At 70.4% G+C, this 15,605-nt stretch carries 11 protein-coding genes and 1 pseudogene; 1 reads left to right on the top strand and 11 read right to left on the bottom strand.

From position 1 onward, the window contains the following. Position 1: 1 nt before the first annotated feature. From ACFU53_RS23885 to ACFU53_RS23835, 11 genes and pseudogenes are all read right to left on the bottom strand, one after another. Positions 2 to 1,024, bottom strand: a complete 1,023-nt coding sequence (locus tag ACFU53_RS23885) for an ADP-ribosylglycohydrolase family protein (protein WP_383995850.1) — start codon at positions 1,022 to 1,024, stop codon at positions 2 to 4. Beyond that, entirely contained in the window at positions 1,024 to 1,749 is a 726-nt protein-coding gene (locus ACFU53_RS23880) for an NUDIX domain-containing protein (protein ID WP_383995847.1), read from the bottom strand. Before ACFU53_RS23880 ends, ACFU53_RS23885 begins: the two co-directional genes overlap by 1 nt. A gap of 199 nt (positions 1,750 to 1,948) precedes the next feature. Continuing rightward, positions 1,949 to 3,043: a pseudouridine synthase gene (locus ACFU53_RS23875; RefSeq protein WP_383995844.1), complete on the bottom strand. Its 1,095-nt coding sequence runs from the start codon at positions 3,041 to 3,043 to the stop codon at positions 1,949 to 1,951. Then, positions 3,043 to 3,699 (bottom strand): SMC-Scp complex subunit ScpB, encoded by a 657-nt coding sequence (gene scpB, locus ACFU53_RS23870; protein WP_383995841.1) that lies wholly within the window; start codon positions 3,697 to 3,699, stop codon positions 3,043 to 3,045. The genes ACFU53_RS23875 and scpB overlap by 1 nt, the downstream gene beginning before the upstream one ends. After that, positions 3,696 to 4,757: pseudogene (locus ACFU53_RS23865) on the bottom strand (segregation and condensation protein A). The gene scpB and the pseudogene ACFU53_RS23865 overlap by 4 nt, the downstream one beginning before the upstream one ends. Before the next feature lie 18 nt (positions 4,758 to 4,775). Further along, the gene (locus ACFU53_RS23860) at positions 4,776 to 5,351 is read right to left on the bottom strand and encodes a hypothetical protein (protein WP_383995838.1); all 576 of its coding nucleotides are present in this window, start codon (positions 5,349 to 5,351) and stop codon (positions 4,776 to 4,778) included. Next, entirely contained in the window at positions 5,336 to 6,463 is a 1,128-nt protein-coding gene (locus ACFU53_RS23855) for a ParA family protein (RefSeq protein ID WP_383995835.1), read from the bottom strand. The genes ACFU53_RS23860 and ACFU53_RS23855 overlap by 16 nt, the downstream gene beginning before the upstream one ends. Before the next feature lie 448 nt (positions 6,464 to 6,911). After that, positions 6,912 to 8,036 carry an alanine dehydrogenase gene (gene ald / locus ACFU53_RS23850; protein WP_383995832.1) on the bottom strand — a complete coding sequence of 375 codons (1,125 nt, stop codon included), beginning with the start codon at positions 8,034 to 8,036 and terminating at the stop codon, positions 6,912 to 6,914. A 165-nt stretch (positions 8,037 to 8,201) separates the two neighbouring features. Then, positions 8,202 to 10,292, bottom strand: coding sequence for a tetratricopeptide repeat protein (locus ACFU53_RS23845; RefSeq protein ID WP_383995829.1), 2,091 nt, complete (start codon positions 10,290 to 10,292; stop codon positions 8,202 to 8,204). Positions 10,293 to 10,521: 229 nt separating this feature from the next. After that, positions 10,522 to 11,148, bottom strand: a complete 627-nt coding sequence (locus ACFU53_RS23840) for an NUDIX domain-containing protein (RefSeq protein WP_383995826.1) — start codon at positions 11,146 to 11,148, stop codon at positions 10,522 to 10,524. Between the two features lie 97 nt (positions 11,149 to 11,245). Continuing rightward, complete coding sequence (locus ACFU53_RS23835) at positions 11,246 to 12,904, bottom strand: CTP synthase (RefSeq protein WP_383995907.1); 1,659 nt, start codon at positions 12,902 to 12,904, stop codon at positions 11,246 to 11,248. A gap of 565 nt (positions 12,905 to 13,469) precedes the next feature. On the opposite strand from ACFU53_RS23835, the gene ACFU53_RS23830 reads away from it, so the two are divergent. After that, the gene (locus ACFU53_RS23830; protein WP_371584355.1) at positions 13,470 to 15,272 is read left to right on the top strand and encodes a glycoside hydrolase family 15 protein; all 1,803 of its coding nucleotides are present in this window, start codon (positions 13,470 to 13,472) and stop codon (positions 15,270 to 15,272) included. The last annotated feature ends 333 nt before the right edge of the window (positions 15,273 to 15,605 follow it).

Here is a 15,605-nt window from a genome sequence, read left to right as displayed (position 1 = left end):
CTCAAGCGTCCCAGAGAGCCCCCAGTGAGACGAGGTCGCCCTGGTACTCGATCCGGTCGGCCCACTCGGCGGGCCAGGCGTCCGGCCCGTGGTAGGCGCCCGCGAAGGCACCGGTGAGGCAGGCGATGGAGTCGGAGTCGCCCGAGGTGCAGGCGGCGCGGCGCAGCGCGGTGACGGGCTCGTCGACGAAGAGCAGGAAGCAGAGGAGCCCGGTGGCGAGGGCCTCCTCGGCGATCCAGCCCTCCCCCGTGGCCAGGCAGGGGTCGATCTCGGGTGACGGGAGCCGCAGGGCCTCCTGGACGCGGTCCAGGGCCTCCAGGCACTCGTCCCAGCCCCGGGAGATGTAGTGCTCGGCCGAGGGATCCTGGCTGTAGGTCCACAGGTCGCCGAGCCAGCGCGCGTGATAGCGGGCGCGGTTCTCGTACGCGTACGACCGCAACAGGCCGACCAGGCCCATCGGTTCGGCGCCCTGGGCGAGCAGCCGTATCGCGTGGGCGGTGAGGTCGGAGGCGGCGAGCGCGGTGGGGTGGCCGTGGGTGAGGGCGGCCTGCAACTGGGCGGCGCCCGCGCGCTGTTCGTCGCTGAGGGGGCCGATCAGGCCGAGGGGCGCGACCCGCATGTTGGCGCCGCAGCCCTTGGAGCCGATCTGGCTGGCGAACTGCCAGGGGTGGCGTGCGACCGCGAGGAGGTCGCAGGCGACCAGACAGGTGTGGCCGGGGGCGCGGTTGTTCTCCGGGGAGCGGGACCACTCCACGAACTCCTTGCGGACGGCCTGCACGAGGGCTTCGGGGGCGAGCACCCCTCGGTCCATGGCCGCGCGCAGCCCGTGCGCCAGCGCCAGCGTCATCTGTGTGTCGTCGGTGACGATCGCGGGCTTCGGCAACCCCATCTTCCGCCAGGGACCGCACTTGGCGAGGATCGACGGGACATCGTTGAACTCCGTCGGGAAGCCGAGGGCGTCTCCGAGGGCGAGACCGAGCAGGGATCCGGTGGCGGAGCGCTTGGTACGCAACGTCATGGTCATCAGGGCCGTCCTTCCGTGGTGGGTCGCAGCAGGGGCGGGTGCAGGGCGGTGGCCCCACCCGCGCGATACAGCGCGGCGGGCTTGCCGCGACCGCCGGTCAGGCGGGCGGCGCCGGGCACCTGTTCGACGAAGCCCGGCGTGGCCAGCACCTTGCGCCGGAAGTTGGGCCGGTCGAGCGGAGTGCCCCACACGGTCTCGTAGACCTGCTGCAGCTCGCCGAGCGTGAACTCGGGCGGACAGAAGGAGGTGGCGAGACAGGTGTACTCGAGCTTGGCGCCGACGCGTTCGTGGGCGTCGGCGAGGATGCGGTCGTGGTCGAAGGCGAGCGGACCGATGGCGTTGAACCGCAGCCACTGGGCCTGTGCCGCGTCACCGCCGCCGTGCGGAACGGGCAGGTCCGGGAACAGCGCGGCGAACGCGACGGTGACGACCCGCATCCGCGGGTCCCTCCCCGGCTCGCTGTAGGTCCGCAACTGCTCCAGGTGGAGCCCGGGGACGTCCGTGACCCCGGTCTCCTCCGCGAGTTCGCGCCAGGCGGCCTCTTCCGCGGACTCGCCCGGCAGCACGAACCCGCCGGGCAGCGCCCAGCGACCCGCGTACGGCTCATGCCCACGCTCGACGAGCAGCACCTGGAGGGTGCCCGCGCGGACGGTGAAGACGGCCAGGTCGACGGTGACGGCGAAGGGTTCGTAGGCGTACTTGTCGTAGCCCTCAGGCGAGGTCACATCCACCACCCCCTTTATGGTCACCGTGACTAATAGTCATAACGACTATAAAGGGGCGGGCGCCGGGGCACAACCCTTTTACGGGGAAAGGAAGGCCAAGAGTGGCGCCGGGAACGGCAAAGGACCGGCCCCGAAGGCAAACCCGGGACCGGCCCTGCTCGAATGACGCTCGACCCGACGCCAGAAGGCGTCGGAGACCCTAGAGGTCGACCTCCTGCATCAGCATCCCGACCTCGGTGTTCGACAGCCGGCGCAGCCAGCCCGACTTCTGGTCGCCGAGGGTGATCGGCCCGAAGGCGACGCGCACCAGCTTGTCGACCGGGAAGCCGGCCTCCGCCAGCATCCGGCGCACGATGTGCTTGCGCCCCTCGTGCAGGGTGACCTCGACGAGGTAGTTCTTGCCGGTCTGCTGCACGACCCGGAAGTGGTCCGCGCGCGCGTACCCGTCCTCCAGCTGAATGCCGTCCTTGAGCTGCTTGCCCAGGTCGCGCGGGATCGGGCCCACGATGTGCGCGAGGTAGACCTTCTTCACGCCGTACTTGGGGTGGGTCAGCCGGTGCGCCAGCTCTCCGTGGTTGGTGAGCAGGATGACGCCCTCGGTCTCGGTGTCGAGCCGCCCGACGTGGAACAGCCGCGTCTCGCGGTTGGTCACGTAGTCACCGAGGCACTGCCGGCCCTCGTTGTCCTCCATCGTCGACACGACACCGGCCGGCTTGTTCAACGAGAAGAACTGGTACGACTGCGTCGCGACCGTCAGCCCGTCGACCTTGACCTCGTCCGTCTCCGGGTCGACGCGCTTGCCCTGCTCCAGGACGATCTCGCCGTTGACCTCGACCCGCGCCTGCTCGATCAGCTCCTCGCACGCCCGCCGGGAGCCGTAGCCCGCGCGCGCGAGGATCTTCTGCAGCCGCTCGCCCTCCTGCTCGGCGCCCGGGAAGGTCTTGGGCAGCTTGACGTCCTTCTTGCCCGCGTACCGCTCGCGGTTGCGCTCCTCCGCCCGGGCGTCGTACTCGCGGGAGGTCGCCGGGGCCCAACGGCCGCGCCCATTGCTCGGGGACTGCTTGGGGCCGCCCTTGGCGCCACCGCGGGCCGCGTCGCCACGCCCGGACTTCGGTCCTTCGTGGGTGGCGCCGGGGCCCACGTCGTAGCGGCGCTCCTCGGGACGGGGCTTGCCCGGGCGCTTCGGCCTGTCGTCGCGCCCTCCCCCGCCCTTCGGCTGGGAGCCGCCGCCACCGCTTCCCCGAGGGTTGCCGCGCCCGTTGTTCCTGCCACTGCCGCTGCCACTGCTTCGCATCAAAGTTCCGTCGTCGTCGTGTCGTCTGCATCTGCATCCGGTGCATCCGGATCGAACGACGGGACCCCTTCCAGCGTCTCGGCCTCGATCGCCTCCGCCTCCGGGAGGAAGGGCGCGAGCTCCGGGAGCTCGTCCAGGCCGCGCAGGCCCATCCGCTCCAGGAAGTAGTTCGTCGTCCTGTACAGGATCGCACCTGTTTCGGGTTCCGCGCCCGCCTCCTCGACCAGACCGCGCTGAAGGAGGGTGCGCATGACCCCGTCGCAGTTGACTCCTCGCACGGCCGAGACCCTGCTCCGGCTCACCGGCTGCCGGTACGCGACCACGGCCAGCGTCTCCAGCGCGGCCTGGGTCAGCCGGGCCTGCTGGCCGTCCAGCACGAACCGCTCGACGGCGGCGGCGTACTCGGGCCGGGTGTAGTACCGCCACCCGCCCGCGATCAGCCGCAGCTCGAACCCACGCTCCTGCACCACGTACTCGTCGGCCAGTTCCCTGAGCGCCTTGGCGATCTGCCGCTTCGGCCGCTCAAGGATCTTGCTCAGGTGCTCCTCCGTCGCGGGCTCGTCCACGACCATGAGGACTGCCTCCAGGGCGGGCTTGAGGTCGAGGTCGGCGACGGTACGCGGACCCTCGGGCACCCCGGTTCTCTCCTCGCTCACGCCTTCTCCTCCTTGGGCGGCTCGGGCGGCCGGTCGAACTCGTCCGTGACCACGGGCTCCGCGCCCCCGCCCCCACCGGTCCACCGCACGATCAGATCCCCGAGCGCGGTCTCCTGGTCGAGGGCCACGGCCTTCTCCCGATAGAGCTCCAGCAGTGCGAGGAAACGGGCGACGACCGTGAGGGTGTCATCGGTGTCCTCCACGAGCACCCGGAAGGACGCCTCCCCCAGCTCCCGCAGCCGCGCGACGACGATCTGGGCCTGCTCCTGAACGCTGACGAGGGGCGCGTGGATGTGATCGACGTACACCTGCGGCTTCGGCTTCGGCTGCATCGCCTTCACGGCCAGCCTGGCGAATCCTTCCGCCCCGATGCTGATGACCACCTCGGGCAACAGCTCCGCGTGGTGCGGCTCCAGCCCGACGGTCCGCGGATACCGCCGCGCCTCCTCGTCCAGCCGCCGGTTGAAGATCCCCGCGATCTGTTTGTACGCGCGGTACTGGAGCAGCCGCGCGAATAGGAGATCCCGGGCTTCGAGGAGCGCGAGATCCGCTTCGTCCTCGACCTCGGCGGCGGGCAGCAACCGGGCCGCCTTCAGATCCAGCAGCGTCGCGGCGACGACGAGAAACTCGGTCGTCTCGTCCAGGTCCCAGTCCGACCCCATCCCCCGGATGTACGTCATGAACTCATCGGTGACCTTGGAAAGCGCGACCTCGGTGACGTCCAGCTTGTGCTTGGAGATCAGCTGGAGGAGGAGGTCGAAGGGCCCTTCGAAGTTGGCAAGCCGAACCTTGAAGACCCCGTCATCAGCGGCTTCAACTTCGGCTTCAACTTCGGCTTCGGCTTCGGCTTCGGCTTCGGCTTCGGCTTCGGCAGGGACGACAGTGGGCGGTTCCTCGTCACCGCCGCCCGCGCTGTGCCCACCGGCATCAGCCGAGGACTCGCTCTAAACCGGCTCGACCGGCGGAGCCAAGGGCGGAGCCGACGGCCCCCTCCCCAGCGCACGCCGACGCCCGGCGGAACCACCGGAAGCCGAGCCAGAGGAGTCATACGAGGTCATAACCCCCGCAGGCTACTCCTACCGCCCACGAAGCCGTCGTACGAGGATGCTCGCGTCCCCTCGGGCCTCCAGATCCGCCAGCACCACGGCGACAGCCTCCCGCACGATGCGCCCGCGGTCGACGGCCAGCCCGTGCTCGCCACGCAGCACCAGCCGCGCGTGTTCGAGATCCATGAGCTCCTCGGCGGAGACGTACACGGTGATCTTCTCGTCGTGCCGCTCCCGTCCACTGGGACGGCGCCCGGAGCCCCGCCCCCGCTTACGCGGCGCGGCGGCAGAACCTTCCTGCGGATTCGGCTGACGCCCGGCAGCGGCGGCCCGCTCCGCCCCGGCCGCGGCAGAGCGACTGCGTGGCTGCTCGCCGTCGGACTCGGCGTCCGCGGCCACATGCTCGGACCCCTCGCCGTCACCGCCCTGCACGGGCACGGACGGCGGCGCGTCCTCCGCGCCGGCGACCCCGTCGCTGTCCCCGGCGGGAGCGGGCACACGGGCTTCTCCGTTGGGCCCCCGCCGGGGAGTGGACGGCTGAAGCGCCATTCCCCCTGTCGTACGGAAGAGTTCGTCGGCCCCCGGCAGACTCACTCGGCGTGACACCGGGCGAGCACCTCCCTGGCGAGCTGACGGTAGGCGGCGGCACCGACGGAGTTGGAGGCGTACGTGGTGATCGGCTCACCGGCGACCGTGGTCTCCGGGAAGCGGACCGTGCGCCCGATGACCGTGTGGTAGACGTGCTCGTCGAACGCCTCGACGACACGCGCGAGGACCTCACGGCTGTGCACGGTGCGCGAGTCGTACATCGTGGCGAGGATGCCGTCGAGCTCCAGGTCGGGGTTGAGCCGCTCCTGGACCTTCTCGATGGTCTCCGTCAGCAGCGCGACACCGCGCAGGGCGAAGAACTCGCACTCCAGCGGCACTATCACCTTGTGGGCGGCCGTCAGGGCGTTCACGGTGAGCAGGCCGAGCGAGGGCTGACAGTCGATCACGACGTAGTCGTAGTCGGCCAGCAGCGGCTTGAGCGCCCGCTGCAGCGTGGACTCGCGCGCGACCTCGGAGACCAGCTGGACCTCGGCCGCCGACAGGTCGATGTTGCTCGGCAGCAGGTCCATGTTGGGGACCGCGGTCTTCAGCAGGACCTCGTCGGCCGACATGCCCCGCTCCATGAGCAGGTTGTAGACCGTGAGGTCGAGCTCCATCGGGTTCACGCCGAGGCCGACCGAGAGGGCGCCCTGCGGGTCGAAGTCGACGAGCAGGACCCGGCGGCCGTACTCCGCGAGCGCGGCACCCAGGTTGATGGTCGACGTCGTCTTGCCGACGCCGCCCTTCTGGTTGCACATCGCGATGATCTTCGCGGGACCGTGGTCGGTCAGCGGGCCCGGGATCGGGAAGTACGGCAGCGGGCGACCGGTCGGACCGATGCGCTCGCGGCGCTGGCGTGCCGCGTCGGGCGCGAGCGTGGCCGCGTACTCCGGATCGGGCTCGTACTCGGCATCGGGGTCGTAGAAGTGCCCGTCGGGCAGCTCGTCGTAGTCGGCGAAGTGGTTGCGGACCCCGCCACTTCCGTCGCCGGCCATGGCGTTCACGTGTAGGCCATCCATGCTCTGGAGTGCTGTCGGAGTTGCCTGCGGACTCTGGCGGGCCGCGAAGGTGCGGACGGCGACGGAGCCGACAGCCGCGAACCCAGTAGGGCCCGAGACCGGCGCAGGCATTCCTGGTTGACCACCCCCGGGAGTAAATGTCGACTCATTCACAAGTCGTCTTACCTCCTTGGTGACCAGGAAACTTCTAGATAGGTCAGCGTGGCACCATGCCGACAGCTGGCGACTCTATGGCGTGTCGGCGGTCCGCAGCAACACAATCCGCCGGACCCGGCCCGATGTGTCGGCAATGAAACATGCGGCTGTCAAGGGCGTAGGGCCGTCGCACGGCAGGTTTCACCGGTGCGCGAAACATCCGAACGGTTACGTTCGAGGCGAGTTGCGCGAGTGTCACAAAGTGACCATACACACATCCGGCCGGACCTTGTCGGGCAAGATCCGGCCGGGAAGGTGCCGTTGACGACCTGTGTTGACGTATCGCCTTTTACCGAAAGGTGACTTGAAGCAGCCGGTCAGCGGCCGATCGGCGGGCTCTCGCGACGCCAGGCCGGACGGCGGGTCAGCCGAGCAGCGACGCCAACTCGACATGCTCCAGGCCGTGCGCCTCGGCGACCTCGCGGTAAACGACCCTGCCGTCATGGGTGTTGAGACCCCTGGCCAGCGCGGGGTCACGGCGAGACGCCTCGGCCCAGCCGTGGTCGGCGAGTTCCACGATGTACGGCAGCGTGGCGTTGGTCAGTGCGTAGGTGGAGGTGTTGGGCACCGCGCCGGGCATGTTGGCGACGCAGTAGAAGACCGACTCGTGGACCGGGAAGGTCGGCTCGGCGTGGGTGGTGGGCCGGGAGTCCTCGAAGCAGCCACCCTGATCGATCGCGATGTCGACAAGGACACTTCCCGGCTTCATCCGCGACACGAGTTCGTTGGTGACCAGTTTCGGGGCCTTGGCGCCCGGGATGAGGACGGCACCGATGACGAGGTCGGCCTCCAGGCAGGCCTTCTCCAGCTCGAAGGCGTTGGAGACGACGGTCTGGATCTTCGTGCCGAAGACTTTGTCGGCTTCCTTCAGCTTGTTGATGTCCTTGTCGAGCAGGGTCACGTGGAAGCCCATGCCGATGGCGATCTGCGCGGCGTTCCAGCCCGACACGCCACCGCCGATGACGACGGCCCGGCCGGCCAGCACACCCGGCACGCCGCCGGGCAGCACGCCGCGACCGCCGTTGGCCCGCATCAGGTGGTAGGCGCCGACCTGCGGGGCGAGCCGGCCCGCGACCTCGGACATCGGCGCGAGCAGCGGCAGCGCGCGGCTGGGCAGTTCGACCGTTTCGTACGCGATCGCGGTCGTGCCCGACACGACGAGGGCGTCGGTGCACTCCTTGGAGGCGGCCAGGTGCAGGTAGGTGAAGAGCGTCTGGTCCTTGCGGAGGCGGTGGTATTCCTCGGCGATGGGTTCCTTGACCTTGAGCAGCAGGTCGGCGGCGGCCCACACCTCGTCGGCCGTGGCCAGGATCTCGGCGCCGGCGGCGACGTACTCGACGTCCGGGATCGACGAGCCGACACCGGCGCCCTGCTCGATGACGACCTGGTGGCCGTGGCGCACCAGCTCGTGCACGCCGGCGGGGGTGATGGCCACCCGGAACTCGTTGTTCTTGACCTCGCGGGGGATGCCGACCTTCACGTCGATCACGGTCCTTGGCTCGGAGGGGTGTGGGGGCCCGCACGCACAGGCGGGATATGCCACGCGATGCGGGACGTACCCGTACGCATCGGAGCGCACCGGGAGACACCGCAGGAGAACCGGCGGCGTAGCCAGTCTAATGAAGGCGTCTCTACTGTCTAGCCTTTCAATGCATCAATCTTTCGCGGATGCACTACGGATTTCGCAGGTGTTAGCGCCTTGTTCCGGCTCGATCTCGTTGGTTTCGGGGTCCGGGACCTCGTCGCCCAGCAGCCGCTCGGCGGCTCCCCGGTGCAGCCGGGCCGCCGCCGGGTCGCCGAGCCGCTCCAGGGTGTCGGCGGTCCGGAGCTGGAGCGCGGCCTGCAGTCGGGTGTCGTCGGCGCGCCGCGCCCACTCCGCCGCCTCCTGGCAGGTCTGCAGCGACTCCTCGGGCCGCCCCGCGTACTCCTGGACGCGTGCCATCTCGCTCAACGCCCTTGCCTGGCCGCCCACATCGCCGAGCCTGCGGTAGCCGGTGAGCGCCGAGCTCCAGTTGCGCAGCGCCTCGCCGTAGCGGCCCGCGTAGGTGTGCGCGGCGGCGATCCGGCCGTACAGCCGGGCGGCGTCCTCGCGCTCGTCCCGGGCGAGCCGCTGGGCGAGCGCCCTGCCGTACCAGTCGGCGGCCCGCTCGTAGTCCTCCAGCTCCTGATGGGCGCCGCCTACGGATTCCATCGCGCGGCCGGTCGCGTACGGGTCGTTCGCCCGGCGTCCGGCGTCCAGCGCGGCCCGGTAGCGGGCCAGCGCCGCCTTCGTACGGCCGGTCCGGGCGTCCAGGTCGCCCAGGTTCAGCAGGGCGGCCGCCTGCTCGCGGGGCAGGTCGCGGCGCTCGGCGACATCGAGGACGAGCCCGTGGATGCCGTACAGGTCGGGGGCCGCGGCCTGGGTGCCGAAGTGCGCCACCATGGCCCGGACCAGCTGGGACATCAGCCGCCGGGCGAGGGTGTCCAGCTCCCCGTCGGCGACCGCGAGCCGGGCCGCGGCCAGCAGCGCGGGCCGTCGGACGCGCAGCCACTCCTCGGCGGCCCGGGGGGTCGGGAACCGCAGCGCCTTGGGCATCGCGAGGAGCTTCTCGCGGGCGAGCGGGCTGTCGGTCTCGGTGATGGCCCGGCAGGACTGCAGCAGCCGTACCGTCCGCTCCAGCATCCGCGCGCGGGCCAGCTGCAGCTCGCCCGGCCGCTCCTGGCTCTCGGCGAGGAACCACAGCAGCGGCTGGAGGCAGCCGGGGACCTCGTACCGCGGCGGCTCCGAGTCGATCTGGTGCAGGAACCCGAGGGCCACGAAGTCGTCCAGCGTGGTGCGGGCCGCGCCGACCGAGCAGCCGGCGAGCCCGGAGGCGATGTGCGGGTCGACCAGGCCCGCCGGGGCGAGCGCGAGGAGGCGCAGTATCCGGGCGGCGGCGGTCGGCAGCGAGGCGTACACCAGCTTGAAGACCCTGGCGAGCGGCGGGCTGTCGTCGTCCTCGGCGCGCAGTTGCTTGGCCAGGTCGGAGACGGCGGCGGCGGGCCGGGCGGCCAGCCAGCCCCCGGCGAGGCGCAGCGCGGCGGGCTGGGCCCCGCACACCTCGGCGAGCCCCTCGGCCGAGCGGGGGTCCACGGTGATGCGCACCGAGCCGCTGAAGCGTTCCAGCAGCTCCACTGCGGACTTGGTGTCCAGTCCGCCCAGGGTGCAGGGGCGAACGTCGGAGATGCCCGTCAGCGGCCCCCCGGAGACCGCCACGACCAGGGAGTCGGGTGTGTCCGGCAGTAGCGCGTCGACCTGCTCGGCATCGGCCGCGTCGTCCAGCAGGACCACCACCCGGCGATCGGCCAGCGCCTCCCGCAACGCCTCACTGAGTTCGTCCTCGTCGGCACCGGCCGGCGCCGGCAGCCCGAGCTCCCCGAGCAGTTCCCGCGCCGCGCTCTCGACCGGCACCCGGGTGCCGTCGGGTTCGGCGAGCCGGGCCCGCAGCACCCCATCGGGGTAACCGTCGGTAACCTGCCGTACGAGTTCCTCGGCGAGCGCGGTGCGGCCGAAGCCGGGCCGGCCGGCGATGAGCAGCACGCGCGCGTGGGGTGCCTTGCGGCCCGCGAGGGTGTTGAGCCCGGCCCGGCCGATGTCGGCCCGCAGTTCTTTCAACTCTCGTGTGCGGCCGAGGAACTGACTGTCCGTGGGGGCGGCCTCGACAGCCGGGGGCCGCCCTGTTCCGGACACCCGGGCACCCCCGAGGTCCACCGCCTGATCCGCCACGGGCCACACTCCCGTCCCACCGCACGAGCAAGCCCGCCGGGACTCCGGTTCGGGCGTTTCCCGAGCCTAGTTCACGCTCTGCGACGATCTGGGCGGAGCAGGGCGGCGAGGTCGCTCGATCGGATCAGCAGATCGTACGACCGGCAGCCAAGGTGAGCCCCGTAAGGGGCGCGGGGAGCTGCGCGACCAGCCACAGACCTCCCGCAGCTCACCTACAACCTCGACACCCCTAAAGCTCAAACGGTCGCGCAGGCCAAGGCGCCTCAGCGGGACGCAACGCCTCGATACCGTCCCCCGCACGCGCCGCGACCAACGAAAGGACCCCCACCACCAGGCAGTTGTTGTGCAACTCCCCGGCGAGAACCCCCCGCACCAGCTCACCCGACGGCACCCGGGCCAACTCCATGTCGGCCTCCTCGTCCTCCACGTCGAACCGCTGCCCCTCGGCCTCGGAGAGGTCCCGGGCCAGGAAGATCCGCACGGCCTCGTCGCAGCCGCCGGGCGTGGTGTAGACGTCGGTCAGCACCCGCCAGTCCTCCGCCTTGACGTGCGCCTCCTCGTACAGCTCGCGCTGGGCGGCGTGCAGCGGGTTCTCGCCGGGCACGTCGAGCAGCCCGGCGGGAATCTCCCAGAGCTTCTCGCGGACGGGGTGGCGGTACTGCCGGATGACCAGGACCCGGTCCTGGTCATCGACGGCGAGAACCGCGACGGAACCGGGGTGGACCTGGTAGTCGCGGCGGACGACCGAACCGTCGGGCATGACCACGTCGTCGGTGCGCACGGAGGTCTTCTTGCCGACGAACGGCGTCTCGCTCGCCCGGACCTCCCACTCCTCGGCGGTGTCCTTGATCGTCATGTCGACTCGTCCTCCCACACGTGCAGCAAAGAAACCGGGGCACACATCCCGAAAGACGCGCACCCCGGTCACCGTACAGCTCTCGTGTCGCTCGGTTTTACTTACCGGTCTTGCGCTCCACCGCGGCCTTCACCAGCCCCGCGAAGAGCGGGTGCGGCCGGGTCGGGCGGGAGCGCAGCTCGGGGTGCGCCTGGGTCGCGACCAGGTACGGATGGACCTCCCGCGGGTACTCGACGTACTCGACGAGCTTGCCGTCGGGCGAGGTTCCGGTGAACTGCAGGCCGGCCTTCTTCTCCAGTTCCCCGCGGTAGGCGTTGTTCACCTCGTAGCGGTGGCGGTGGCGCTCCTCGACGTACTCCTTGCCGTCGTACACCTCGCGCACGATCGAGCCCTCGGCGAGCTTGGCCGGGTACATGCCCAGGCGCATCGTTCCGCCCATGTCGCCCTCACCGGCGACGATGTCGAGCTGTTCGGCCATGGTGGAGATGACCGGGTGCGCGGTGGCGGAGTCGAACTCGGTGGAGTTGGCGTCCGGGATGTCGGCGAGGTTGCGCGCGGCCTCGATCACGATGCACTGCAGGCCGAGGCAGAGGCCGAGCAGCGGGATCCGGTTCTCGCGGGCGTACCGGATGGCGCCGACCTTGCCGGAGACACCTCGGTCGCCGAAGCCGCCGGGGATGCAGATGGCGTCGACGTCGGCGAGCTGGGCCGCGGCGCCCGCCGGGGTCTTGCAGTCGTCCGAGGTGACCCACTTGATCTTCACGCGGGCCTTGTTGGCGAAGCCGCCCGCGCGCAGGGCCTCGGTGACCGAGAGGTAGGCGTCGGGCAGGTCGATGTACTTGCCGACGAGCGCGAGGTGGATCTCGTGGAGCGGGTTGTGGACGCGGTCGAGCAGGTCGTCCCAGGTCGTCCAGTCCACATCACGGAACGGCAGGTCCAGCTTGCGGACCACGTAGGCGTCCAGGCCCTCGCCGTGCACGGTCTTCGGGATGTCGTAGATCGAGCGGGCGTCGGGACAGGCGACCACGGCGGCCTCGTCGACGTCGCACATCAGGGAGATCTTGCGCTTGATCGCGGCGGGCACCTCACGGTCGCAGCGCAGCACGATCGCATCTGGCTGGATACCGATGTTGCGCAGAGCCGCAACCGAGTGCTGGGTCGGCTTCGTCTTCAGCTCTCCCGACGGCCCGATGTACGGCAGGAGCGAGATATGGACGACGAAGACGTTGTCGCGGCCGACCTCGTGACGGACCTGGCGGACGGTCTCCAGGAACGGCAGCGACTCGATGTCGCCGACGGTGCCGCCGACCTCGGTGATGACGACGTCGACCTCGTCGGAGGCCATGCGGCGGATGCGGTGCTTGATCTCGTTGGTGATGTGCGGGATGACCTGCACGGTGTCGCCCAGGTACTCGCCGCGCCGCTCCTTGGCGATGACCGTGTTGTAGACCTGGCCGGTGGTGACGTTGGCCGAGCCGTCCAGATCGCGGTCGAGGAAGCGCTCGTAGTGGCCGATGTCCAGGTCGGTCTCGGCGCCGTCGTTGGTGACGAACACCTCACCGTGCTGGAAGGGGTTCATCGTGCCCGGGTCGACGTTCAGGTACGGGTCGAGCTTCTGCATCACGACGCGCAGGCCCCGTGCCTTGAGCAGCATGCCGAGGCTGGAGGCGGTCAGACCCTTGCCGAGCGAGGAGGCGACACCCCCGGTGACGAAGATGTGCTTGGTCGTCGTGTTTCGAAAAGCAGCGGGCGGCATGGCCAAGACGGGGCTCCCGTGGTCGCGGTTCGGTGTGCGGGTCGGCCGCCGCCCGATCGGATCCGTCGGGGGTGCCTTCGCTGCGGTTCGGGGGTCCCTCTGTCGTCGGGGCGCCCACCGGTCCACGGGCTACCAGGGTATCAGCGACAGGACACGATCGCTTCCGGCCACGCTCCGCACACGGGCCGACACGGACCCGTACGACAGTCGGCGAATCTCGATCAGCCTTCACCCTTGGCTCACCCGTTCGGCCCACTCGTGTTGCCTGGAGCGGCACGCGGAGCCCTCCGGTGCGTCGTATCCTCGTCGGACACTCGCTGCCGAGCGCGGCCGCCGCGACGGCACCACCCCCGCCCGTCTCCGGTAATCATGAGAGCTCGTCAGTCCGTTGAGCAACGATCGCCTCATTTGCGTTGAGGATCGTTGAGCGACATCGCATGACACCGTCCCTTGGAACACTCTGGAAATATGGTTCCTTTGTCGTTCCCTTGGGTCCCTTGACCGCACACCGCACAGCGACCGCCCCTCGGGGGGCGACGACGTGGCCGTTCGACTGGAGTTGCACGTGGCCGGGCGCATCGAAGACTACGCACTCATCGGAGACATGCAGACCGCAGCGCTGGTCTGCCGGGACGGCACGGTCGATTGGCTGTGCCTGCCCCGCTTCGACTCCCACGCCGTCTTCGCCGGACTGCTCGGCACCGAGGAACACGGATTCTGGAGACTGGGCCCCGCGCACGCCTCGGACGCCGAGCCGCCGACGGCCTCCCGCCGCCGGTACCGCGGCGACTCGCTGATCCTGGAATCCGAGTGGGACACCCCGCGCGGCACGGTCCGTGTGACGGACTTCATGCCGCCCCGTGACGGCGCCCCGCAGCTGATCCGGATCGTGGAGGGCGTCAGCGGCCGGGTGCCGATGCGCTCGGCGCTGCGCATGCGGTTCTCGTACGGCCGTGTGGTCCCCTGGGTGCACAAGCACGAGGGGCGCACGGTGGCCGTCGCCGGGCCGGACTCTGTGTGGTTCGACACCGAGTGCGAGACGTACGGCAAGGCGTTGACCACGTACTCCGACTTCACGGTGACGCCCGGCGACCGGATCGCGTTCACGATCTCCTGGGAGCCCTCGCACAAGCAGCCCCCGCCGCTGCCGGAGCCCGAGCCGTCGCTGCGGGCCACCGAGGAGTTCTGGCACGACTGGGTGGAGCAGTGCACGTACCACGGCCCGTACCGCGAGGCCGTGATCCGCTCGCTGATCACGCTGAAGGCCCTGACGTACGCGCCCACCGGCGGCATCGTCGCCGCGCCGACCACCTCGCTCCCGGAGCACATCGGCGGCGTCCGCAACTGGGACTACCGCTACACCTGGCTGCGCGACGCGGCCATCACCCTCTCCTCGCTGCTGCGCACCGGCTACCGCGACGAGGCCCGCGCCTGGCGCGAGTGGCTGCTCAGGGCCGTCGCCGGCGACCCGGAGAACCTGCAGATCATGTACGGCATCGCCGGTGAGCGGGAGCTGGGCGAGGCCGAGCTGGACTGGCTGCCCGGGTACGAGAACTCCGGCCCGGTCCGGGTCGGCAACGGCGCCGCGCACCAGCTCCAGCTGGATGTGTACGGCGAGGTCACCGAGGCCCTGCACCTGGCCCACATGACGGGCCTGGCCCGCAACGACTACGCCGCCCTCCTTCAGCTGAAGCTGATCCGCTACCTGGAGGACCACTGGGACCAGCCGGACGAGGGCATCTGGGAGGTGCGCGGCCCGCGCCGCCACTTCGTGCACTCCAAGGTCATGGCCTGGGTCGCCGTGGACCGCACGATCAAGCTCATCGAGTCCGGTGACGCGGACGGCCCGCTGGAGAAGTGGCGCGAGCTGCGCGACGACATCCACCGGGACGTGTGTGAGAAGGGTTACGACAAGGAGCGCAACACCTTCACACAGTCGTACGGCTCGAAGGAGCTGGACGCCTCACTGCTGCTGATCCCGCAGATGGGCTTCCTGCCGCCGGACGACAAGCGCGTCATCGGCACCATCGAGGCGATCCAGCGCGAGCTGTCCACCCCGGACGGCTTCATCCTGCGCTACCCGACCTCCGGCGAGGACGAGGGCGTGGACGGGCTGCCGGGCGACGAGGGCGCGTTCCTCGCCTGCTCGTTCTGGATGGCCGACGACCTGGCGATGATCGGCCGCGTGGACGAGGCCCGCAAGCTCTTCGAGAAGCTGCTCTCCCTCCGCAACGACCTGGGTCTCCTCGCCGAGGAGTGGGACCCGGTGCTCAAGCGCCAGGTCGGCAACTTCCCGCAGGCGTTCAGCCACGTGCCCCTCATCGACACGGCCCTGCGGCTGACCGCCTCGGGGGCGTACGGCGGCTGAGCACGCCGCTCGGTCCGGCGCGCACGGCGGCGGACCGGGGCGCACACAGGCGCACGCGTAAGCGCTTGCGCCTGCCTGGCCACACCACGTAGCTGCGGGCAGTCGTGCCGCCAGGGGCGGCACGGGTAGGCGCAGCGGCACCTTGTAACCGCCGAGCTGCGGAACCCACCTCCGTTCAGCACCGGCACCGACACCGGGTGCCGCACGACCGGCCGAACAGGCCCCATCCCCCACCCCCGCCTAGATGATCAATTCCAAGGGATGCCTGCGGAGGGTGTGGGGTGGGCGGCGGCCGAAGCCACCGCGAGACGGTCAGGCGGCAGGCTGCCGGCC

The organism is Streptomyces sp. NPDC057474 (genome assembly GCF_042802555.1).
Taxonomy (GTDB): Bacteria; Actinomycetota; Actinomycetes; order Streptomycetales; family Streptomycetaceae; genus Streptomyces.
Note: the sequence above shows the minus strand (reverse complement) of the source record. Positions and strands in the feature narration are given on the sequence as shown.

Bases quoted from the DNA above. Each gene is read 5' to 3' on its own strand.
- ACFU53_RS23855 (WP_383995835.1), bottom strand. From the start codon at position 6,463: ATGCCTGCGCCGGTCTCGGGCCCTACTGGGTTCGCGGCTGTCGGCTCC.
- ACFU53_RS23835 (WP_383995907.1), bottom strand. From the start codon at position 12,904: ATGCCGCCCGCTGCTTTTCGAAACACGACGACCAAGCACATCTTCGTC.
- ACFU53_RS23840 (WP_383995826.1), bottom strand. From the start codon at position 11,148: ATGACGATCAAGGACACCGCCGAGGAGTGGGAGGTCCGGGCGAGCGAG.
- ACFU53_RS23875 (WP_383995844.1), bottom strand. From the start codon at position 3,043: ATGCGAAGCAGTGGCAGCGGCAGTGGCAGGAACAACGGGCGCGGCAAC.
- ACFU53_RS23885 (WP_383995850.1), bottom strand. From the start codon at position 1,024: ATGACCATGACGTTGCGTACCAAGCGCTCCGCCACCGGATCCCTGCTC.